The sequence below is a fragment of the Pseudomonas sp. PB103 genome, assembly GCF_009764635.1.
Classification (GTDB): Bacteria; Pseudomonadota; Gammaproteobacteria; order Pseudomonadales; family Pseudomonadaceae; genus Aquipseudomonas.
Genome location: NZ_RWIL01000049.1, coordinates 100215 through 123189, shown reverse-complemented (window position 1 = coordinate 123189; position 22975 = coordinate 100215). Strand labels below are relative to the sequence as shown.

The following is a 22975-nucleotide window of genomic DNA, read 5'->3' as shown; positions in this document are numbered from 1 at the left end:
GCTGCCGCAGGCTGCGATCTTTTGATCTTGTTTTCAGGACATCAAGATCAAAAGATCGCAGCCTGCGGCAGCTCCTACAGGGGGGCGGTTTATAGGTCCAAGACCAGCGGGTGGGGGCTCTGTGCCGGGACGGCGCAGCAGATCAGCACGTGGCCGGCTTCAGGGATGTCCGCCGGGGGCTGTGGATAATTCACCGCGCCGCTGACCAGCCGGGTTTTGCAGGTGCCACATGACCCGCCACGGCAACTGAACTCCGGACGCAATCCGCGGCTTTCCGCCAACTCCAGCAGACTGCCGCCATCGGGCTGCCAGCGCGCCTCTTTTGCCGAGCGCTCGAACACCACCGGCACCGAAGTAGTCGCGGCGGGCGGTTGTTCGATGACGATCGCGTCCGGGTCGGCCTGACGTTTCAGTGTCGACGGGCCAAAGGTTTCCGCGTGAATTTGCGCATCGCGCACATCCAGTTCGCGCAGGATGTCGTACAGCCCCTGGGTGAAACCACCGGGGCCGCAGAGCACAAAGTCGAGCTGATCAAAATCCTCGGCCTCCAGCAGGTTCCTCAGCACCCTGCCGTCAATTCGGCCCGGCAGATCAAAATCCTCGCCCTCCTGCAGATCGGCTTCCGGTTGGCTGAGCAAACGCAGGACGCGGACTGAGTCGCCTGACGTTTCGAGCAAACGGTCCAGCTCCTTGCGAAACGGCTGATCCGCCAGGCTGCGCGAACTCTGCAGCAATAACGTCGGACGAATACCGCGCGTGCGTAAGCCTTGGTACACCACCTCGCGCAGCATCGACAGCAACGGCGTGATTCCTACACCGGCGGCCAGCAGCACCAGCGGTCGGTGCTCCAGCGGCGCCACGGTGAAATGCCCTTGCGGCGCCCGCGCTTCCAGCACATCGCCGACGCGGATCTGCTCATGCAGGTGTGATGAAATCAGGCCTTCACGCTTGACGCTGATCCGGTAGAAACCGTCCGATGGCGCGCTCGAAAGGCTGTAAGTGCGAATATGCACCTCGCCATCAATCGTGAAACGCAGCGGCAGATGCTGGCCAGCGAGAAACACCGGCAAACCGGCGCCATCGGCGGGCTCCAGGTAGATGGAGCGGATGCTGCGACTTTCTGCCTCGATCTTCGCCACGCGCAGCGGCCGCCATTGGTTGCCCAGTGCCTGCGCCTGCAAACGCGCCGCCGCCTCGGTCCAGTTGCCAGTCAACAGACTGGTCGGCGACATGCCGTCGAAGCGCCAGCGCAGCGCCAATGCTGCCGGGCGCCGCACCAGTGTTTCCACCTCGAACGTCCACAAGCGCTCAGCGCCCTGAAACGCTTCGATCTGCGGGTCGTCGAGCAGGATCTCGGTGCGCCCGCTGAGTTGCAGCAAATCGCCTGTGGAAAAGTCGATGAACAGCAAGCCAGCCTTGGGGTTGAGCAGCAGATTGCCGAGGGTGTTGAAGTGCAGGTTGCCGGCGAAGTCAGGGATGGTCAGACGATTGCCGTCCACGCGTACGAAACCGGCCTGGCCGCCCCGGTGGGAAACATCCACCGCACGCTGGCCATCGACATCGACATAACTGGCGACGAAAAACGTATCGGCTCCCGCGATCAGCGCGGTGGCCGCGTCATCCAGCGCGTTGAGATGTTCAGCCGGGCGAGTCTGCGGATCCGTCAGCGGCACGCGCTGGAACTGACGCAGCTGGATGTATTGCGGGCAATTGCCGAAAGCTTGATCCACGCTCACGGCGAAACCCTGAGCGTTCAGATTGCCGACATGGCCGTTGAGACGATTGCGCCGGCGGGTGTGCAATTCGATGCCGAGCAGACCGATCGGCTCACCGTTGCGCAGTTGCGCCGGATCATCAGCCGCGACCTGACTGGCGAAATACAGGTGCTCGGGATCCGGCGAATGCGCGAACCCCGGTGCACCTTCGAGCACACTGGCCCACGGCCGACCCTGCGCATCGACGGCGCCGAACAGCAGGAAGGGCAATTGCTGATAGAACTCGCGGTGCTGGTCCGGCATCCAGGTGCGAATCACCTTACGCCCGAAGGCTTCCATGCGTTCGGCAACGCCGACATGGGCTTGTAACTGTTGCTCGCCAGCGTGCCACGGTGAACGTTCCATCACGACCTCTCCCCTGCGCCGACGGCACAGTGTGGATAGCGAAAATCAGGGGGTGGTTTGCAGACCGGCGACGGTGCGCGGCATGCCGACAAAACCCGGCAAGGCTTCGATCCGTGCCAGCCAGGCGCGAACATTGGCGTACTCATCCAGCGACACATTGCCTTCCGGCGCATGGGCGATATAACTGTAGGCGGAAACGTCGGCAATGCTCGGTTCGTCGCCGGCCAGAAACGCAGTCTTGCCCAACTCGACGTCCATCACCTTGAGCAGGTTGTGCGCACGGCTGATCGCCTCTTCAGCATTCAGTTGTGCGCCAAACACCGTGACCAAGCGCGCAGCTGCGGGGCCGAACGCAATCGGCCCGGCGGCAGCGGATAACCAGCGCTGCACCCGCGCCGCGCCGACCGGGTCAGCAGGCAGCCAGCGACCGTGACCGTATTTTTGCGCCAGATACACCAGAATCGCGTTGGAATCGGCCAGCACCACGCCGCCGTCATCAATCGCCGGCACCTGGCCAAAGCTGTTGATCGCCAGATACGCCGGCTGTTTGTGCTCACCTTTCGCCAGGTCGACGAAGATCAGCTCGGTGGGCAATTGCAGCAGGGACAGCATCAACTCGACGCGATGAGCGTGGCCAGAGCGTGGGAAGTTGTAGAGTTTGATCGCTTGCATGGTCGACTCCGCTGAACAGGGGCGCCACTGCGAGGGTGAGAGCGCCGATGCAGGCCATCATCCCCTTACTGCGAAAAGAACAGAATCACCAGCAACCGCAATCGATTATTTCATCTCGTGCAACAACGCAGCATTTTGCAGCGCCGGGTGTTCACGCAATGCCTTGGCGGCGAAATCGACAAAACTGCGGATCCGCGCCGGCGCCTTGCGCCCGCCCTGATACACCACATGGATCGGCAGTGGCGGCAGTTCGAACTCAGCAAGGACGATTTCCAGTTCGCCGGCCGCCACCTTGCTCGCCACTTGATAGGACAACACGCGGGTCATGCCCAGACCCATGCTGGCGGCGGTAATCGCAGCCTGATTGGCGGTGACGATCAGGCGCGGCTCGGGACGCACGCTGAGCGCCTCTCCTGCATCGAGAAACGGCCAACTGCGTTGCTGACCAATCGCAGAAGTCGCGACCACTGGCACACCTGCCAGCGCATGAGGATGAACCGGTCGACCGTGCTGTGCGAAATAAGCCGGCGAACCGCAAATAACCCTTCGAACCTCGCCCACCCGAATCGCATGCTGACTGCTGTCCGGCAGGTCACCGATGCGCACCGCGACATCAATGCCCTCCTCAACCATGTTGACGATCCGATCAACCAGTACGGCGTTAATCGTGACATCCGGATACTGCGCGAGATAACTCGCCATCACCGGAGTGACAAACAAATCACCGAACAACACTGGCGCCGTCACCGTCAATTGCCCGCGCGGCTGAGCATGGCTACCCGCCGCAGAATCCTCGGCCTCCTGCACCTCGGCAAGAATCCGCCGGCAATCCTCCAGATAACGCTGCCCCGCTTCGCTCAAATGCACACTGCGCGTGGTCCGAATCAACAACTGCGTACCGATGCGCAACTCCAGCGCTGCCACCGCACGGGTGACGCTGGCCGCCGATAACCCCAACCGGCGCGCCGCTGCCGAGAAACCCTGCTCTTGGGCAACGGTGGTGAAAATGTGCATTTCCTGGAAGCGATCCATAGGGTCGACGCTCACCTCACAATCAAAAGATCGCAGCCTGCGGCAGCTCCTACAGGTGAAATACGATTCCCATGTAGGAGCTGCCGCAGGCTGCGATCTTTGGCGGTGGGTACCAACAACATAGTTTGACACAACCCATCGCGTAAATCGGGGTCTGTAGGATGATTCGCGATAAAGACAACAGCAACATAGATTGACACAGATGGGCTGCGCTTCAAATACAGGGCCGGGCTGCTCCCAACATAGTGTGACACCAACAACTGAAGTAAGCGGTCAGGAGGGGAGCAGCATAATCTGCGGTCTTCAGCACAAGCTCAGTGCGATGTCTAAATCTGTGCGCAACCTACGGCCGGCTCCCATAAGCACATAAACCGTATTTTTCGTCTCAAACAAGCAGTTGTGAGTGAAGGAAACCCCCAACGTTGATCTGACCCAATCACCAGGCGCAAAACGACCTTTTCTATCTTGGATAACCGTCAATGCGTAAACCAAGGCAGGGATAAGCCCTCTATCGGTGATGGCTATTCGTTGACGTGTTGTAACTTCGAGATCCAAGATTACCCAATCAGCAACAAGGCAATATGCACGGGAAGGAAAATGCAGACCTGCGAATGTCACTGCATCTAAATCGGGGAGTGGGCACCCGTTTATGTTTTCGCCTGCGGAAAGCAGCGAGGTAAACGCCGCCAAATTCATTCATCCCTCCAGCCGGTCGGTAAACTGACTCGAACGTGAATCATCCATAAGCATAGCTCTCAGCGAACAGCCTGGTACCGATGGCGACGAATAGTAGCCAGGTCGCCTCACACCTGGTTTCTCAACTCTCCCTTTATCTCACTGAACGGGATGATTTCTATTGGCGGCGTCACAGCACAAAGCGGTTTACGCCAATAATCCACGCTATGCCATTGGCCGTGCTTGAACCCAACCTCTGGGTAGGTGCCGATGTGGGTGAACCCGAGTGCTTCATGGATACCTATACTTCCTGCGTTGGGTAAGGCAATGCCGGCATAGGCTGCATGAATCCCCTGTTTCTCTAGAACTGGTAGAAGCTGCTGATAAAGCGCACGACCAACCCCTTTTCGGTGCACAGCCGGATCAACATACACGGTGACATCCGCCGACCATCGATAGGCTTCTCTCGCTCGATGCTCGCTTGCGTAAGCGTATCCAACGACGTTGCCCTCCACCTCGGCTACCAGATAGGGATGCGGCGGTAGTGTTGCGGTTATTCTTGATGCCATCTCATCAACAGTCGGTGGTATCAGCTCGAACGAGATGACTGAGTTCAAACCATTGGAGCATAGATAGTCTGGATGGCAGGGGCATCAGATGGTGTAGCAACCCTCACTTTGTAATTCATGTCTTTCCTTACTGCCCCTTTAAAAAATCGCGTTTGAAAGGCTGAACCACCTTAAGGCCTAGCCCTTCAGGATGTCGCGATAGGAACGTGAACTACGCCTTGAGCGGGCTTACCGCATCCACGAACCGTAGAGAGCACCGTTCAGTGAATTGTGAGCTTTTGCTCATGGGGACTAGGCTGCGGGATATCCACGACAACGTCTTTAGCACCGAGAACCTTCGCCAGGAACAGCGCCGTTAACCCACCGAAAAACTGCGCGATGATGAACAGCGCTACGTCTGACATCCGTATCCCCGAGAATGTATTGGTGAACACGCGAGCAATCGTCACCGCCGGATTCGCACTTAAAAACCAGTCGGACCCTACGCATGCGCTTCAAGTTTAAATCATGCCGCCCGTCAGGAGACACATGCGAAGATTCGTTGTAAATAGGAGCCACTCATCGGTGGGTATGTGCCGCAGAAATATTTTTTTGAAAAAAAAATACAGACATTACAGAATTGTAATTCTTCAATCATCTCCCTGTTATCTTCAAATTGCAACGATACAAGTCGGCGACGATACGAAAGCGCAACGCGCTTTCCGTAAACAATAATTCCAGCCGAAGAACTTACTAGTTCTGCCAAACCTAAGGAGTGATTAATGGATAACAATACAAAATTCTCAATGGCCGCTTTAGCGTTGGTTGTCAGTTCTGGGCCTTCCATGGCATTCGCAGAGGAAAAGACTGGGGGATTTATCGAAGATAGTAGTCTTTCCGTGCTAAATCGAAATTTCTACTTCAATCGTGACCATCGTAACGGGCAATCAAGCCCCACAGGCAATGGTTATTCAGAGACTTGGTCGCACGCGATCATCAGTAAATTTGAATCCGGTTTTACTCAAGGCACTGTCGGTGTGGGCGTCGATGCTTTCGCGATGATTGGGTTGAAGCTTGATACGGGTGACGGTCGAAATGGTGGTCGTAGTTCGTTCGATGTACTGCCTGTCAATGGCGATGGTGAGGCTCGAGATGAGTACACAAAAGTCGGTGGGGCAGCAAAGGTTCGCGCTTTTGACACAGTAGTGAAAGTTGGTGATGTTTTTCCAGCGAACCCCGTCGTGGCTTCTGGCGACTCAAGACTACTACCCGAAAGTTTCCGCGGTGTAACCGCGACCAATACCAGCATTGAAGGACTGACTGTTCAAGGTGGTCGCCTGCACGCCATGAGCCAACCAGTCTCCAGCAATATGCGCGACAACTTCGCGACATTCTATGCAGGGCCTGTTAATTCACCTTGGGTAGGCTATTTCGGCGGCGACTACAACGTTAACAAAAATATCATCGTTAGTCTCTATTCCAGTCGCCTCAAAGACGCTTGGAATCAATACTATGCGGGCACGGGATTGAATTACTCACTGTCTGATCAGCTTTCTGTATTCGGTGGCGTGAATTACTACAAGGCCGTTGATGAAGGAAAGAAACTGCTGGGAGAATTCGACAACAATATTTGGAGCGCTAAAGTTGGCGTGAAGTATGGTGCGCACTCACTTGCACTTTCTCACCAGCGAAATAATGGTAATGACGACTTCGACTATCTGCGTCAGTCGGACTCTATCTTTCTCGACAACTCGATCCAATACAGCGATTTTAACTCGCCAAAAGAACGTTCGTGGATGGTTCGCTACGACCTCGACATGAGCTCGTACGGCGTACCAGGCCTGTCGTTTATGACACGTTATGGTCGCGGCACCGACGCTGACTATTCCAACGCTAACGCAACATACATGAGGCGCGATGCAGACGGGAACCCGTTGACAGATCAGAAACGTTGGGAGCGCGACATTGAGGTGAAGTACGTCGTTCAGACAGGTTCCTTGAAAGATATGTCTTTCCGCTTGCGGCAAGCGAATACTCGCGCAACCGCTTTTGAATCGGATCTGGATGAGGTCCGTGTGATTGTTGAGTACCCACTCGCCATTCTGTAATACCTAAACGGGAAAATTCTCGGTTCTTCTAAATTGTCCCATTTTTGATTGAAAATTTCAAAATTGTAATTTTTCAATCATCTCCACGTTAACTAGGATTGCTTATAGTGAGTGGGAGTTATTAGGAATCTAGCTAGCGCATCTGGTTAGATCTCTACAGACAAGTAGCAAGCCTGTGAAAATCTGGAAACTCATTGTTGTTCAGTTAAAGCTACAATTTCACCTTTAGAAGCTCCTTCGGAAAAGGGTGAATTTTTAAGACGTCCCTCGGGACGTCTTTTTTATACCTGTTCGAAGCGAATCTAAAAAACGCCCGATTCCTATTTTTCATATCAGTCGAGCGTTATAGATTGTTCAGATAGTAGGATAGCTACTAGCCACCACGTTTGCGACACTCTCCAGCCACAGTGTACCTAATCGTATTTAGCTGCCCATTTGAATCTTCATAAGTCATGGCGGCTGGCACCACCGCGCAGACTTTTGCAGGCCGCACCACACTGATCACTTTCACAACATCCATCTTCATTCCGTACTCGTATTGTTTCGCTACAGGTGCGCTTTTCCCTTGGCTAATAGCATACTGCTCCATAGCTTTAGCATTAGCCGCCATCATTTTCTCAAAGGTTTTGTCTCCTCCCCCTTCAGCAGAGACAAGAGAGGATAACGCCAGAGTTCCAGCGAGAGTAATAATGCTCATGAATTTCATATTGAGTACCTCATATATTAACAGTTACCAGAATATCAACTAGAACATTGCGTAGGTGTGGCGCCAGGATTACCGATGTCCAATCTGCCATCCAAAAAAAACCGCAACCGGAAACCGGAAGCGGTTTTTTTTATTCAGCGTACTGCTACATTTACATTTCATCAGTCTCATCTTTAGCATCACTTGACACTACTGGCTCGATTTTTCCTTCTTTAGCCACGTACTTCTCCATTGCTAGATCATTTGCGACCATCATTTTCTCAAAGGTTCTGTCTCCGCCACCTTCGGCTAAAGCAACTGAAGAAAGGACTAAAGCACTCGCAAGAGCAAAAATTTGAGCAATTTTCATACTGACACCTCATCTAGTTGACACTCTTAGGGTATCAATTCGAACCTATCAACACGGTGGCGCCTAGATTACAGATTCGTTATGTTGCGCACATAAAAAAGCCCCCCATCGAATCTCGATAGGAGGCTTTGAGAAAACTAAATTATATGGATGCTATTTTGTCGTCTTTGGTTTCTTCCTCGTCTCGGCGGTGCACCCATTGATAAAGAGCAGGCAGTATCAGCAGAGTCAACACAGTTGAGGATAGGATTCCCCCGATTACTACGGTAGCTAGAGGTCTTTGAACCTCTGCCCCCGTTCCGGTTGCCAGTGCCATCGGAATAAACCCAAGAGAGGCCACGAGAGCTGTCATCAACACCGGACGTAAACGTGTGAGAGCCCCTTCATTAATTGCGGAACTTAAAGAATGTCCTTCCTCGCGTAGATTACGTATGAAAGCGATCATCACCAGACCGTTTAGCACCGCCACTCCCGACAACGCGATGAAACCAACACCTGCCGAGATCGATAGCGGGATGTCTCTCAGCCATAAAGCCATGACACCCCCTGTCAATGCGAACGGAATACCAGTAAACACCAGTAGGCCATCCTTGAGGTTGTTGAACATCATGAACAAGAGTGCGAACACCAGAAGCAGGGCAACCGGCACTACAATCTGTAGTCGCTTGGCAGCGGATTGGAGCTGCTCGAACTGCCCTCCCCAAGTGGTCCAGTAACCGGATGGGATTTGCACTTCCTTATCAATGGCGCTACTGGCCTCCTGTACAAAAGAGCCGATATCACGCCCACGCACGTTGGCGCTGACGATCACCAGACGCTTGCCGTTTTCTCGGCTGACCTGGTTAGGTCCCAACACTAGATCGAGGGTCGCCACCTCTGAAAGAGCTATGAATCCGATCTGGTCAGCATTGGTGTTGAGCAACGCCGGTACCGGGATTAGCAATGTGGACAATCCCTCGAGATCCTTACGCATCGCGTCGGATAAACGCACCACCATGTCAAATCGGCGGTCTCCCTCATACATCGTACCGGCTTGTCGACCGCCAACTGCCACCGCAATGGTGTCTTGCACGTCGCCTACGTTGAGTCCGTAACGGGCGGCTTTGTCGCGGTCGATGTTGATGGTCAGTACCGGCAGTCCCGACGTTTGCTCAACTTTGACCTCGGAGGCACCATTGATCTTCTGCATTGATGCGGCGATTTTTGCAGCGGTGCCGTTGAGCACCGCCATGTCATCACCGAATACCTTGACCGCCACATCACTACGTACGCCTGAAATCAACTCGTTGAAACGCAGTTGAATAGGCTGAGAAAGCTCATAGTTGCTTCCGGGCATCGCAGCTGCAGCTTTTTGAATATCGTCTATCAATGCCTCCCTTGATTTATTCGGATCAGGCCATTGACTCTTCGGCTTGAGCATCACATAGCTGTCAGAAATGTTTGGAGGCATTGGATCGGAGGCAATTTCGGCAGTACCTGTACGACCAAACATCCGTTTGACCTCCGGTACTTTTGCCAATACCAGGGTTTCCAGGCGTTGCTGCATCTCTACCGATTGCGTCAGGCTGGTACCTGGGACACGCAATGCTTGCAACGCGAAATCGCCTTCGCTGAGACTCGGCACAAACTCACTACCCATCCGACTTGCGACCACACCGCATATTGTGATCACGCCTAATGCCATGGCGAATGCCAACGATCGATGGCCCATGACCCAGTCCAAAGCTGGAGCATACATCCGGCGGGCGCCACGCATGATGACGTTTTCTTCTTCCTTGACCTTGCCGGTCACGAACATCGCAATCGCAGCAGGGACAAAAGTTACTGACAACAACATCGCCCCCAGTAAGGCGATCACTACGGTGAAGGCCATCGGGTGGAACATTTTTCCTTCGACGCCAGTAAGCGCAAAAATCGGTAGGTACACGACCATAATGATCAACTGACCGAAAATTAATGGTCGGCGTGCTTCCTTGGCAGCAGCGAATACTTCGTGAAAACGTTCAGAGCGAGTGAGGATGCGCCCGTGGTGTTGCTGCGCATGGGCCAAACGCCTGATGGCGTTTTCAACAATTACCACCGCACCGTCGACGATGATGCCAAAGTCCAAAGCCCCAAGGCTCATCAGGTTGGCGCTAACTTTATTGGTAAACATGCCGGTGAATGTGAACAACATAGCGAGCGGGATAACCATGGCAGTGATCAGCGCTGCACGTATATTTCCCAAGAACAGGAATAGAATCGCAATCACTAGGATTGCACCTTCGATCAGGTTCTTTTTTACCGTGGCAATCGCCTTGTCCACAAGATTGGTACGGTCATAGACAGTGACTGCTACAACCCCTTTTGGCAGTGAACGGTTGATTTGCTCAAGCTTGTTGGCAACGGCCTGCGCCACGGTGCGGCTGTTCTCGCCGATTAGCATGAACACTGTGCCGAGCACCACTTCACGACCGTTTTCGGTCGCTGCTCCCGTGCGCAATTCACGGCCGATATCCACGGTTGCAACATTCTTCACACGTATTGGCGTACCGTCGACATTGGCCATGACGATATTGGCGATATCGTCGGTGGTTGCTACTTGACCAGGTGCACGAATCAGTAACTGTTCGCCGCTGTGCTCGATGTAACCGGCACCGACGTTAGCGTTGTTGCGCTCCAGCGCTGTAACAAGGTCAGTCAGCGTGAGCTTGTAAGCGGCCAAGCGTTTTGGATCGGGCGCAATCTGATACTCCTTGGCAAACCCGCCAATGGTATTGATTTCGGCGACCCCAGGAACATTGCGCAGTTGAGGCTTGATGATCCAGTCTTGAATCACCCTCAGGTCGGTCGGCGTATAGGGACTGCCGTCCTCCTTGACAGCCCCCTCTTCAGCCTCGACCGTCCACAGGAAAATCTCACCAAGACCGGTTGAGATCGGTCCCATGACAGCTTCCACACCTTCTGGCAGTTGCTCTTTGGCCACCTGTAATCGTTCGTTGACCAATTGCCGAGCGAAGAAGAGGTCCGTGCCCTCTTTGAAAATAACAGTAACTTGCGACAAACCCGAGCGTGACAGCGAACGAGTTTGTTCTAGAGCCGGTAAACCAGCCATTGCTGTTTCGATGGGGAACGTGATGCGTTGTTCGGTTTCCAGTGGTGAAAAACCTGCTGCCCCCGTGTTGATTTGCACCTGGACGTTGGTGATATCGGGAACCGCGTCGATCGGCAGCTTCTGATAGCTTGCTATACCGAGGCCGGCCATGAGGAAAACCGCGAGCAGTACGATAATGCGCTGCTCGATGGCAAATTGGATCAGGCGTTCGAACATGAGAACCTTCTCGTGGAAATGGCGGATCAGTGGGCGTGTTCAGCCGAGGCTTTACCCAATTCTGATTTCAAAATGAAACTACCGGCGGCGGCGATTTGAGCTCCGGGCTCCAGGCCTTCCTTGATCTCGACCAGACCCGCCGAACGACCACCTGTCTCCACTGGCTGAGCTCTAAACCCGTCCTCCGTTCGAACGAAAACAGTTTGCTTGTCCTCGACCGTCTGAAGAGCCGCCTCAGGTACAGCGACCTTTGTCTGCCGAGTACCGGTGTCAACCTGCACGGTCACAAATAGCCCCGGACGCCATGCACCTTGTGGATTTTCCAATGTCACGCGGACCGTGGCTGTACGGGTTTGCTCGCCCAACAAACTGCCGACATAGGCCACGGTTCCAGTGACTTCAGCATTCAACTCCGGCGCACTGACCTTGACCGATTTGCCTACGAGTACCTTGTTCAAATCCTTTGGTGAGACTCCAAAGGTCACCCACACACGCGACAAGTCGGAGAGCGTAAAGGCATTGGTGGTTTCGCTGACAACTTCACCGAGGGCCAAATGTTTCTCGACTACAACCCCGTCAAACGGCGCACGCAATTCATATCGATTACCCCCGCTGGCGACCGAGCTACCACTCAGTACGCTAATTTTTTGCCGAGCATTGCTGAGAGCAATTTCAGCTTCTTGCAAAGCCTGGCGGGCTTGCAGGAAGTCCTGTTCTGCAGAGATTTTGTCCTGCCATAACTGTCGCTCTCGCTCGTAGGTAGTACGCGCCAACTCAAGACGACGTTGCGCAGCGGCTTGTTCACTGCGCTGATCAGAAATTTGTTGGCTAGCGATTACGGCCAGCAACTGACCTTTTTTCACTGGTTGACCAAGATTGGCATGAACCGACTCAACGACACCAGGTACGCGGGGCACCACGTGCGCAGTGCGGTCTTCATCAAAACGGATTTCTCCAGGAAAGGGCAATGAAAGGCTGATGCTCTGCGCTTTCGCTTCAACCAGTTGGATGCCGGCAGAGCTGATCTGCTCTTCGCTCAGAGTCAAATGACCCTCTTCAGCTTCGCCTTCTGCGTGTTCGCCCTCGGCCGGTTTTCCGTCAGCAGTTTCATCGCCGTGATCGTCATAGCCTTTGCCCTCCTGAGTCTGAGCTTCAGCTGAAGGCACCGATGGGCTTGTCATCCAAAACGAACCGATGCCTATACCTATTGCCAAGGTTAGTGCCGAGACGAGGATTAGTTTTTTATCCATGGAGACTCCCTGCGCAACCCAGTCGGCATTCACGGATTAACGTGGTATTGCGATACTGAGCAGCGGTAAAAAAAGCGTTATATGAAATTCACGGGGTACGAGTGAGAATGGCAACATCACCGAAAATTCGCTCGATACGCACCCAGGCGTCTGTCGCCTCGGCGATGGCTTGGATGTATTGCGTGCGAGCGCTAATCAATGTGCGCTGAGCATCGAGCACGTCGAGAAAGTTAAACTTACCCATTTCGAAACCTCGGGTAGCGGTATCGACGGCACTTTGCGCTGCAGGCAGGATGGTTTGATTGAACGACGCCACTTCAGTGTTAGCAGTCAGCCACTGATCTAAGGTGGTTTGGATCTCTGTGCGCAGTCGTAACTCACTGGCATTCCGAAGGTCGCGAGATTGATCGGCACGGCGGGCTGCGGCCAGTACGTTGCCTTGGTTACGGTTAAACAACGGGATGGGCATAGATAGCCCTACGACATTCACCCGCTCGCGCTCACGCTCGTCGTATTGACTCCCGATACTCACGGTCAGGTCCGGAATTCGACGAGCCTTCTCAAGACCAAGAGAGGCTTCCCGCTGATCTATTTGCAGTTTTGCTAATCGTAGCTCTGCAGTTTCACCAATTCGGCTAAACAGCAGCGACGAATCGGGCACGGTTGGCATCGACCGATTTGGATCACCCACGGACACAAATGCAGGCAAAGGCGCCCCCATGACCTGAGCGAGTCTCTGGTAGGCACTGGCCTCATCCCGCTCAGCCCGCCTCAACTCTAGGCGCACTTCTGATAGCTGAACCTCTGCGCGCGTACCTTCAACGGGTGAGGATTTGCCACTCTTGATGCGACCTTGCGCTGCACGCAAACCGCGCTCGGCGAGCTCAAGTGATTGACGTGACAGCAGCAGTCTTTGCTGAGCCGTTGAGGAACTATAAAAAGCCTGAATGACATCGGCACGCAGAACGTTACGCTTGCGCTCCAACTCAATCCCCGCTGCGTCCTGAGCTCTATTGGCCACTTCAATCCTAGCTCCACGCTTACCGCCAAGCTCTATCGGCTGGCTGATCATTACCGTCGTGGTGCGCGAGTTTCGCCGAGTATCTTCAGCCTCCCAGGAAACCTCAGGGTTTGGAATCAATCCAGCCTGCTGTCGCTCTCCCTGAGCAATACCTGTCTCCCATTGAGCGGCCGCTAGGTCTGGGTTGTTGGAAAATGCAGTTTCAAGCGCTTGATCCATTGTGAGCATTTGAGCGTTTGCGGCTAACAAAGGAGCATTCAAAAGAGCAAGGATCGAAATAAGACCTGCTTGTAGCATGGTTTTATGCGTGATTGGGTGAGCAATAAACTTTCTAAACCGAAGTAATTCCATCATTCCCCAAAACCTTTATACAAAAAGAATTTCCCATGAGGCAAATATAATTCCGCACACCTATCAACAAGGTGACTGAAGAATTACAAATACGTTATCTAACGAATAAGCCTCACTTAATGCATTAGGATTAGGGCAATAAGTGCTCGCACCAAGCGACATCCCTAGACAAAAACGGGAGGCGGCTCTTGTACTACAAGGTGACGAGGGTCGCACGAAACCTTGTTAGTTTTAAACTCTATGATCCCAGAAAATTAAAAATGCAACCAGAATCCAACATTTAAACAGATGGTTAACTTTAAACAGATTCAACGAAAAGAGCCATTACGAACCACTTTAAGAAGGGTTAATTCCTATGCGTATTCTTGTGATAGAGGACGAGCCAAAGACTGCTGAATACTTACATCAGGGTCTAACTGAAAGTGGCTATATTGTAGATTGCGCATCGACAGGAGCTGATGGACTCCATCTGGCACGGCAGCAAGCTTATGATCTGGTATTACTTGACGTAAATCTTCCTGAAATGCACGGATGGGACGTTCTTGAAAATATTCGGCGGTCTAGCAGTACTAGGGTAATGATGCTTACTGCAAGAGGACGCTTAGAAGATAAAATTAGAGGATTGGATCTGGGGGCTGATGACTATCTTGTCAAGCCATTTGAATTTCCAGAGTTGCTGGCAAGAGTACGCACTCTAATGCGTCGTAGCGAACACATACCAATTCAAGAAGTGTTAAAAGTTGCTGATCTTGAACTTGATCAAGGAAGGCATCGCGCATTTCGCGGAAAACAACGCATAGATTTGACGACGAAAGAATTCGCACTGCTCCATCTATTAATGCGTCAATCTGGAGAGGTGTTATCTCGTACTCAGATCATTTCATTGGTTTGGGACATGAATTTTGATTGCGACACCAATGTTGTCGAAGTTTCGATACGTAGGCTCAGAGCTAAAATAGATGACCCATTTGAAACTAAATTAATCCATACGCTCCGCGGCGTAGGTTATGTACTGGAGGAGAGAAAATGAAGCAAGTCAGCCTGTCAATGCGATTGGGTTTGACAGTAAGTATAATGGGAGCAGTACTAGTAGTTTCTTTAGCGATTCTGGCCTATTTAGCGCTTACCCACGAGCTTGATTTGCGTGCAAAAAACAGCTTAGAAAAGAAAATGAATCAAATTGAGCACAGTTTACTGATGGATATCAGTACTAGCAACATGAGCCTAAAGCCACACGCACTATTAGATCAAGTGCTAGGGCATGACAATCTTAATCTCACTATTTTTGATGATGAAAATCTGAGTGTCCCTGTCCTGAGTTTTGGAGCAGATATAACCGTAGTTTCTAGGAGCAAAATCGGAGCAACCGATAGCACTAAGATTTCTTACTACTCCTCGGCACAGGAAAGCGAAAATCACATCCTCACAGCAGCGAAACTCATGAGGCTAAAAGATGGTGAATTCGTATCAGTCTTGCTGACTATGGACCGCTCGAATGATGAATCACTGTTAAGCTCTTATTTGAGTTCAACCATCGTAGCGGTTCCGCTGTTGTTGATCCTTATTGGTATCAGTGCTTGGGCGATAGTGCAACGCGGATTGTCCCCACTCCGGGAATTCTGTGAAGTTGCGGGAATGGTATCAACCCAAGATCTCAGTCACCGACTCTCCGTTGTCAATATGCCCCAAGAGATCAGTGAGCTAGCTCATGGCATAAATTTCATGCTTCACCGACTTGATAGCGGAGTCCAACAACTCACTCAGTTTTCAGATGATTTGGCGCATGAGTTGCGGTCACCGATTACGAACCTTATGGGGAAAGCACAGGTAACTCTTTCTCGTGATCGCTCAGTAAAGGAGTATAAGTCTGTACTAGAGTCTTGCACCGAAGAGTTGGGGCGAGTCACTAGAATTATATCTGATATGCTTTTTTTAGCCCAAGTAAGTCACCCAGCCGCACTTGTACCATTCGAAAACATTTTGCTGGAAGACGAAGCTTTAAAAGTAATTGATCTTTTTTCTCTTTCGGCTGAAGAAAAGTGCGTCGGCATAACCGTCAGTGGTCAGGGCAAAGTTTCAGGCGATCGACTCATGATTCAGCGCGCCATTTCGAATCTTTTATCAAACGCCATTCGTCACTGCCCGATAGAAGAGTCGGTTGTTATTTCCATTGAAACGCGAACCGAAGAAGTCTCCCTTTCAATAAGCAATCCCGGAGTGGGAATTGAACGCCATCACTTGCTTAATATCTTCGATCGTTTCTATCGAGTGGATAATAGTCGCTCACGAGCTGAAGGTGGCACTGGATTAGGATTGGCTATTGTCCGATCTATCATGAGCCTCCATCATGGAACAGCAGATGTCTTTAGTATACCAGGGCATCCGACAACCTTCAGAATTACATTCCCGAAGAACATTTCAACTAGTAACTTAAACTCTCAAAGACCAGGGGAGGTTTTTAGTTAGGATTTAATTTAATCAAAAGCAATATAAAACAGCTTGGCTGCACGAGTCAGATCACTAGGTAATATATGAGTGGGGATCGATGCTTAAAAATCCAAAGACAACATTACTCTTTTTGCTCAGCCAGAGATGAAACCGATGACTCACCAATGGATAGTGAAGATTTAATAGCCCTGTGCAAAATATAACCTTCGTCAAGATACATTACTAGTGCCCAAGAGCAATCCAACGTGAACATCTATTGGTACCGATCTTTGTGACACCCACCTATTACGCAGGTTGATCATGCCTTCATGGATAATCACTCGAGAGTGTGTGGTCTTGCAGATATAGCGTCGCAACCCCCTACTTCGGAATTAAGCTAAATTCAGCATGTTTATTCTAAACTGCAAATCGTATAGACTTTCGTGCAATCTAGATTTTAACGTTATCTTAAGCGCTTGGTGCAAAATTAAATCCCTACTGCAGAACCATTCCGCCTCCTGAGACAATTTTAGAGATTACATAACTGCCTTTCTATAATCAATATTTTCAGCGCGTTTAATTTAGTGCAATCCAATTATTTCGCACAATATCAAAATAAGAATGGCTAAACGGGGTTAATGGGCACGCGACTCAAGGACATATCCAGCACCTCGCAATGTATGGATAAGCTTGTCGTCAAAAGGATCATCAATTTTAGCTCGAAGCCTCCTCATTGCTACTTGAACAACGTTCGTGTCGCAATCACTACTCAGACCCCAGACAGAAGACTTAATCTGCGTGCGCGATAGCGTCGTGCCTGATTGACACATCAAAAAGTGTAGCAAGGCGAACTCCTTGTTAGTCAGGTCAATTCGCTGGTTAGCGCGAAAGGTCCTGTGCCTACCCAGATCGAGCTCCAAATCGCCAACGCGAAGCACATTTAGCGATGCCGACGACCCAGTTCGACGCATTAAAGTACGGACTCTAGCTAACAACTCAGGAAACTCAATTGGTTTGACCATGTAATCGTCAGCGCCTAGATCAAAACCCAAGACTTTATCCTCAACACTACCTTTCTCGGTAAGCATCATGATCGGGGTAATAATTACCTCGCGAATACTTACAAGTAGATCCCAGTCGTCACTTTGCGGGGGGTTTACGTCTAGTACTACAAGGTCATAAGCCTGTTGGGAGACTAAGTTTATGCCATCGATTCCGTTTTGTATGCAATCAACGATAAAGCCGCTTTCAGTCAGACCCTGGCGCAAATAATGAGCGGTTTTCGGATCGTCTTCTATTATCAAGATACGCATTTATTATAAAGTCTCGATACTAATTGAAAATACCACCACACTCATTTAGGCAACTTTACTCACCGGTTCACTTTAGCATCTCAACTGGATGAGTTAAGCCATTACAGAATATCGCGCATTTTTTCAGTTTCTGTTAAATGAGTGAATTGAGACACACGACCATACGGCAAATAGATTTTAGACTACTTGATGACGATAGATGGTCTTATTACAAATTTGTAATTCTTCAGTCACCCTCGCGATAACTCTTATGCAGTACATTGAGCATGCAATATATCTAAACACTCTAGACGCTGCAGATGTCCCTACTGTTAAACGATGAAAACGGCGCGCCTTGGGGGCGAAAATTTTGTGATGCCATCTCGCATTAGAAAAATGTTGTGGTCGGCTGATTCCCTGCCTCGGGAATCATTGATGACGACCGCGCATGAGCCAGCCAATGTAAGACGAGGAACAGTCACCAACCCGTATTATCAAATGAGCCAAGACTCGCAGACGCCGAGCGGGAAATACAGAATAGCGCAGCCAGGCTTTAACAGAGTTTGAACCCCGATGCCGTACTAAAAACGGCTGCCAAAGCTTTCAACGAATATTTGAAATCAACTGCAAGGCGTCGCCTGACTCCGAGGAGTGTGCGTTATGCGAGTACGGCGATGTTTCGCGCAATGAGGATTATCGGCATTCGAAAGTGGTGAACTTGGTAAGCGCATCAAGACCGCTTTGGTCTCTCATCCGCAACTAGAATTCCTTTTTAGACAACTAGTCGCGCCTATCAGAATAGTGATCTAAACAACGTCATCACCTATGCCTTCGATACTAAGACAGATGCGCAACGTCAGCAAGAAAACCATACCCCCGCGACCCAACCACCATCATTTCGCTCCAAAAAAAATTGTTTTTTAAGTCAAGTCGAGCGGATCTATCAGTACAACACTTACTTGGGGGGCATCTCATGAAAAAAATCCTCATCGGTTTTGGCGTTTTGGCGGTTTGGCTAATCGTGGAGCTTCAACCAACCGAGGAAAGCGTTGAGGGTCACTGGTGCATCCATGAATTACATCGCTCTGTTGCTGATTTTTTCTTCCCTAAAACGTAGCGGCAGTCCAGTGACAGTTTGCGCGCACGATCATGTCGAGATATTCCGAGATACCCATGAATAAAAAAATACCAATTCTGAGTACGAAAATTATACTCAGTAGCAATCAATTAATTATTGCAGTTTCAACTTGGCTTCTGTTGTTCAGTAACTGGCCATTTTGGCGAGTTGTTTGGAAAAGCGTGGGAGGCCTACAAGACGGAAGCATCTTATTTGTGCTTAGCCTGCCTTGGTTCGTGTTGATGTGGCTGTACGTGTTACTCAGCGCGATGGCTTGGGGACGCTTCATAAAGCCTGTGCTAGCCATTGTTCTGTTGGTTGCGGCAGCAGCGAGTTACTTTATGAATAGCTACGGCATTGTAATTGACTACAGCATGCTAACGAATGTTATTCAAACAGACATCTCTGAGACCACGGACCTGCTGAACTGGGAGTTACTGCGATGGATGCTGGGTTTTGGTGTTCTACCGGTGCTGCTTATCACCCGAGTCCGTTTGATACAACGATCGCGCACCCGCGCGCTTGCTCATCGATTGATGGGGCTGGCGGTAGCACTTACCTGTTTGGCAATCATCGTATTTACGCTTTACCAATCTTATGCATCGCTCGTACGTAACCATCGCGAACTCAGATTGATGTTAGTTCCTTCGAATGTGGTTTCGGCAATCCATGGGTATATGCGTCGCCAGCTAGCACAGCCCACAGAACTAAAAATCATTGGTGCTGATGCCCGCCAAGGAGAAACTACTGCGAGTGTAAAAAAATCACGCCTGACGTTGTTAATTGTGGGTGAAACCGCTAGGTCCGCGAACTTCTCGCTTAATGGCTACACACGCGATACCAATCCGGAATTGACTCGGCGTGGTGTCTTAAGTTTTGCCAATGTCAGTTCATGTGGAACAGCTACGGCAATCTCCTTACCTTGCATGTTCTTGGATGCGGGTAAACAAGGCTATAAAGACGGTATGGCGTTACGGAGAGAAGGCTTATTAGACGTGTTGCAGCGGGCCGGAGTATCGGTACTTTGGAGAGATAACAATTCGGGTTGTAAAGGTATTTGTGACCGAGTAAAAAATGAGAAATTGAACAATCAGAAAACATCAGGATTATGCAGAGCAGGCGAGTGTTACGACGAAGTCTTATTGCAAGACCTGCAAGCTTACTTGGATCAACAACAGGGTGATTCAGTCGTGGTTCTCCACATGAAAGGTAGTCACGGCCCATCCTACTACAAGCGCTACCCACGCGAATTCGAGCGATTTGGTCCCGTTTGTGATAATAACCAACTAGAGCGATGTACGCGCGAGAGCATAGTCAGTGCCTATGATAACAGTATCGTCTATACAGACTATGTACTTGGACAAACGATTGACTTGCTAAAGCGCAACGCTGAGCGCTTTGATACGGCTATGCTTTACGTCTCTGATCACGGTGAGTCTCTCGGCGAGAACGGGATATACTTGCACGGACTGCCTTATGCTATGGCGCCCAAAGAGCAGACTAGCATTCCCATGGTTCTCTGGATCTCCAAAAACATGCAATCTCGTCAAAAACTAGACGTTCAATGCTTGAGGGAACAGCGAGGCGCATCACTATCCCATGACAACTTATTCCATTCGATATTAGGATTGATGAATATCCAAACTTCGGCATATCGACCTGAGCTTGATCTGTTTAGCGCATGTCAATCCAAAGCCTTGGCCTCATTAAAACTTACTTCAATGACTGGCCAGCAGCAGTAATAGCAGCCAACTAGTGGCAAGAATGAAGTCTAAAGATCATCATTAAAATTAACGCACACTCCACTCAGAGCCATTCATATTAGAATGGTAAGTTTTCAAGCATCTAAAAAAACTGCGACCGACTGTCCGTCTTTTTATTTGACGATTCAGTCGGCCTTTGCAACACTCAATACGAGTATGCCTTCCAGGTGCTTTGCAAATAAAGTAACTCTAAAACTATAATATAAATATATTTAAAATTAACTGCAGTGGGGTTCCTCGGTGAATTTGCGCGAAACATCGACCGCTCCCAAAGCTTCCAATGTTCGGCGTCCTATCAGTACGGGATAGTTCATCTCGCCTCGATCTTTCAGAGAAAATTCCTCTTTATAAATTTTATCTCCTATGCACATCGTCATCATGACGACTGGACGATGTTCAGCGCCGCCGGCACCTCTAACTTTTACATTTCGTTCAATCCGTCGTTCGAAGAGTGCGCTACTCACCTTCTTAGTTTTGGTGTCTTTGACTTTAACGTTAAACCGAATCCATTCTTCTCCATCTTTTTGGAATCTTTTTAAGTCCTTCGCATCCATGGATGACGTAAGAGCCCCAGTATCCAACTTTATTTTCACGGCGATATTTTCTGGTAAAAGTATCCCTTCTTCAATCCACCCGAATACCTTTTCTGGTCTAGCCGGGCTCGACAAAACCGGCTCTACTGTTAGAGACAAAAGCATTATCAGCAGAGCATAATTTAAAATAATTTTTTTCATTTTAACTAGCCCTCTGGGGTGGATCCCCGAAATAACAACTTGTCTTAAAAATGGAACTCAATTAGTGGACCTTGCCTTCATAATCGTCAACTAATTGGCTATGGAAATCTGCTTTTTCCATTTGTACAGTAGTATGACTGATCTGAAACTCTTCACTCATAAGCGACGTGACTTCAGTTAAAATATCTTGTTCACTGCGGGAGGTATAGTCAGCGACCAGGTGAACGCTCATTACACTCTTACCACTGGTTAAAGCCCATATATGCAAATCGTGCACATTTTTTACTCCTACGATTCCGTATATTTTCGCCTCCACCTTTTGAATATCGATGCCCTCTGGAACGCCCTGCAGTAATATATTCATGCTTTCCTTGAGCAGTGACCAAGTCCTAGGCAGCACCCAGAATCCGATACCTGCTGCAACAAGTGAATCAACCCAACTCCAACCGGTGAAGCGGATTACAAGCGCTGCAATGATGACGCCAATAGACCCCACCATATCGCTCCAAACCTCTAAATAAGCGCCCTTCACATTGAGACTTTCCCCACTAGCGGCACTCAACAGACGCATTGAAATGAGGTTAACTATCAGTCCCATCACTGCAATTACTAACATGCCCGTCGACTGAATTTCTGCGGGGGCGTTAAGTCGAAGATACGCTTCATAGACAATGTATATAGCGACTAAAAACAACAAGACAGCATTGAATGTGGCTGCAAGTATTTCGAATCGTGCATACCCGAACGTGCGCTTCCTGTCAGCAGAGCGTTTGGCAATATGAATAGCCAGCAAGGATATTGCCAAAGCCACAACGTCTGTCAGCATATGCGCAGCATCCGACAGTAAGGCTAGGCTGCCCGTGACAAAGGCTCCGATGACCTCAGCAATCATAAAACTTGTCGTCAGGGCGAGTGCGATCCATAACATCTTTTCATGACCCGCACGTACTTGACCGTGACTGTGCCCTGAACTCATGATTTTTCCCCAAATGTAGCCTAATGAAGATCCAACGAGTGGACTGTAGAATATAAAGACCTACTAGCACCCAAACCGTTCCATATCATCAAACCAATCATTCAAAGGTGGATACTGGTTTGATGTAGTATTCAGATCATAAGCGAGAAATCGCCATCTTAATCAAATAGTTCCTGCAAAAACGATTTTTTGCGACTCGGTTGTCCCTGATGCCCACTTTGACTTTGATGGCCACCTTCTTTCCATCCACCGCTGTGGCTCCCTCGATCTCCATGACCATGCTTATTCCCGTACTGGTTGTAACCAGGTTGTTCTGCTGGCGTCGAACTTTGGACAGGTGATGTGAGGTTCTGTGGAAGCAATCTAACGGTCTCTTGTCGCTGACTACGCTCAATAATCTTGTCGAGTTCACCTCGGTCAAGCCAGACACCGCGGCATTGCGGCAATAGTCAATTTCTATGCTCTGGCGCTCAGTCATTACTAAAGCTATATCTTTGCAGATAGGACATTGCATATTTAATTCC

18 protein-coding genes and 1 pseudogene are annotated in these 22975 nt (G+C 50.3%); 4 read left to right on the top strand and 15 right to left on the bottom strand.

Translation table 11 applies throughout. The annotated features are described in order from the left end of the window. Window positions 1-89: 89 nt before the first annotated feature. From EJA70_RS09360 to EJA70_RS09335, 6 genes and pseudogenes are all read right to left on the bottom strand, one after another. The gene (locus tag EJA70_RS09360) at window positions 90-2120 is read right to left on the bottom strand and encodes a pyridoxamine 5'-phosphate oxidase family protein (protein WP_158830541.1); all 2031 of its coding nucleotides are present in this window, start codon (window positions 2118-2120) and stop codon (window positions 90-92) included. A 45-nt stretch (window positions 2121-2165) separates the two neighbouring features. Then, window positions 2166-2792 (bottom strand): glutathione S-transferase family protein, encoded by a 627-nt coding sequence (locus tag EJA70_RS09355; protein WP_158830540.1) that lies wholly within the window; start codon window positions 2790-2792, stop codon window positions 2166-2168. A gap of 105 nt (window positions 2793-2897) precedes the next feature. Then, window positions 2898-3824, bottom strand: coding sequence for a LysR family transcriptional regulator (locus tag EJA70_RS09350; protein ID WP_158830575.1), 927 nt, complete (start codon window positions 3822-3824; stop codon window positions 2898-2900). A gap of 303 nt (window positions 3825-4127) precedes the next feature. Then, the gene (locus tag EJA70_RS09345) at window positions 4128-4520 is read right to left on the bottom strand and encodes a hypothetical protein (RefSeq protein WP_140396033.1); all 393 of its coding nucleotides are present in this window, start codon (window positions 4518-4520) and stop codon (window positions 4128-4130) included. A 107-nt stretch (window positions 4521-4627) separates the two neighbouring features. Next, window positions 4628-5187 (bottom strand): annotated as a pseudogene (locus EJA70_RS09340) (arsinothricin resistance N-acetyltransferase ArsN1 family B). 141 nt (window positions 5188-5328) lie between these two features. Next, window positions 5329-5502, bottom strand: coding sequence for a hypothetical protein (locus EJA70_RS09335; protein WP_230679402.1), 174 nt, complete (start codon window positions 5500-5502; stop codon window positions 5329-5331). 327 nt (window positions 5503-5829) lie between these two features. Here EJA70_RS09335 and EJA70_RS09330 point away from each other — a divergent pair, with 327 nt between their 5' ends. Further along, complete coding sequence (locus EJA70_RS09330) at window positions 5830-7155, top strand: OprD family porin (RefSeq protein ID WP_042561899.1); 1326 nt, start codon at window positions 5830-5832, stop codon at window positions 7153-7155. Between the two features lie 373 nt (window positions 7156-7528). Here EJA70_RS09330 and EJA70_RS09325 read toward each other — a convergent pair whose 3' ends face one another. The 5 genes from EJA70_RS09325 to EJA70_RS09305 all read right to left on the bottom strand — a co-directional run bounded on the left by EJA70_RS09325 (window position 7529) and on the right by EJA70_RS09305 (window position 14145). Next, window positions 7529-7861, bottom strand: a complete 333-nt coding sequence (locus EJA70_RS09325; RefSeq protein ID WP_042561900.1) for a DUF2790 domain-containing protein — start codon at window positions 7859-7861, stop codon at window positions 7529-7531. A 151-nt stretch (window positions 7862-8012) separates the two neighbouring features. Then, window positions 8013-8210 carry a co-regulatory protein PtrA N-terminal domain-containing protein gene (locus EJA70_RS09320; protein WP_042561901.1) on the bottom strand — a complete coding sequence of 66 codons (198 nt, stop codon included), beginning with the start codon at window positions 8208-8210 and terminating at the stop codon, window positions 8013-8015. A 142-nt stretch (window positions 8211-8352) separates the two neighbouring features. Next, window positions 8353-11520, bottom strand: coding sequence for a CusA/CzcA family heavy metal efflux RND transporter (locus EJA70_RS09315; protein ID WP_158830539.1), 3168 nt, complete (start codon window positions 11518-11520; stop codon window positions 8353-8355). A gap of 26 nt (window positions 11521-11546) precedes the next feature. Beyond that, entirely contained in the window at window positions 11547-12770 is a 1224-nt protein-coding gene (locus tag EJA70_RS09310; RefSeq protein ID WP_042561903.1) for an efflux RND transporter periplasmic adaptor subunit, read from the bottom strand. An 88-nt stretch (window positions 12771-12858) separates the two neighbouring features. Continuing rightward, window positions 12859-14145: a TolC family protein gene (locus tag EJA70_RS09305; protein WP_140396034.1), complete on the bottom strand. Its 1287-nt coding sequence runs from the start codon at window positions 14143-14145 to the stop codon at window positions 12859-12861. A gap of 352 nt (window positions 14146-14497) precedes the next feature. Between EJA70_RS09305 and EJA70_RS09300 the strand changes: the two genes are divergently transcribed. Both EJA70_RS09300 and EJA70_RS09295 read left to right on the top strand, forming a co-directional pair. Continuing rightward, window positions 14498-15172, top strand: a complete 675-nt coding sequence (locus EJA70_RS09300; RefSeq protein ID WP_080896080.1) for a heavy metal response regulator transcription factor — start codon at window positions 14498-14500, stop codon at window positions 15170-15172. Then, window positions 15169-16608 carry a heavy metal sensor histidine kinase gene (locus tag EJA70_RS09295; protein WP_042561904.1) on the top strand — a complete coding sequence of 480 codons (1440 nt, stop codon included), beginning with the start codon at window positions 15169-15171 and terminating at the stop codon, window positions 16606-16608. Before EJA70_RS09300 ends, EJA70_RS09295 begins: the two co-directional genes overlap by 4 nt. Before the next feature lie 596 nt (window positions 16609-17204). Here the strand turns inward: EJA70_RS09295 and EJA70_RS09290 are convergent. Beyond that, a complete protein-coding gene (locus tag EJA70_RS09290) occupies window positions 17205-17882 on the bottom strand; it encodes a heavy metal response regulator transcription factor (RefSeq protein WP_047297377.1) in 678 nt (225 codons plus the stop codon). Between the two features lie 1152 nt (window positions 17883-19034). On the opposite strand from EJA70_RS09290, the gene EJA70_RS09285 reads away from it, so the two are divergent. Continuing rightward, a complete protein-coding gene (locus EJA70_RS09285) occupies window positions 19035-20720 on the top strand; it encodes a phosphoethanolamine transferase (RefSeq protein ID WP_158830538.1) in 1686 nt (561 codons plus the stop codon). A gap of 239 nt (window positions 20721-20959) precedes the next feature. Here the strand turns inward: EJA70_RS09285 and EJA70_RS09280 are convergent, their stop codons facing one another. The 3 genes from EJA70_RS09280 to EJA70_RS09270 all read right to left on the bottom strand — a co-directional run bounded on the left by EJA70_RS09280 (window position 20960) and on the right by EJA70_RS09270 (window position 22965). Next, window positions 20960-21475, bottom strand: a complete 516-nt coding sequence (locus EJA70_RS09280) for an ATP-dependent zinc protease (RefSeq protein ID WP_158830537.1) — start codon at window positions 21473-21475, stop codon at window positions 20960-20962. A gap of 61 nt (window positions 21476-21536) precedes the next feature. After that, the gene (locus EJA70_RS09275; protein ID WP_042561907.1) at window positions 21537-22451 is read right to left on the bottom strand and encodes a cation diffusion facilitator family transporter; all 915 of its coding nucleotides are present in this window, start codon (window positions 22449-22451) and stop codon (window positions 21537-21539) included. 136 nt (window positions 22452-22587) lie between these two features. Continuing rightward, complete coding sequence (locus tag EJA70_RS09270) at window positions 22588-22965, bottom strand: zf-TFIIB domain-containing protein (RefSeq protein ID WP_208101337.1); 378 nt, start codon at window positions 22963-22965, stop codon at window positions 22588-22590. Between the last annotated feature and the right edge of the window lie 10 nt (window positions 22966-22975).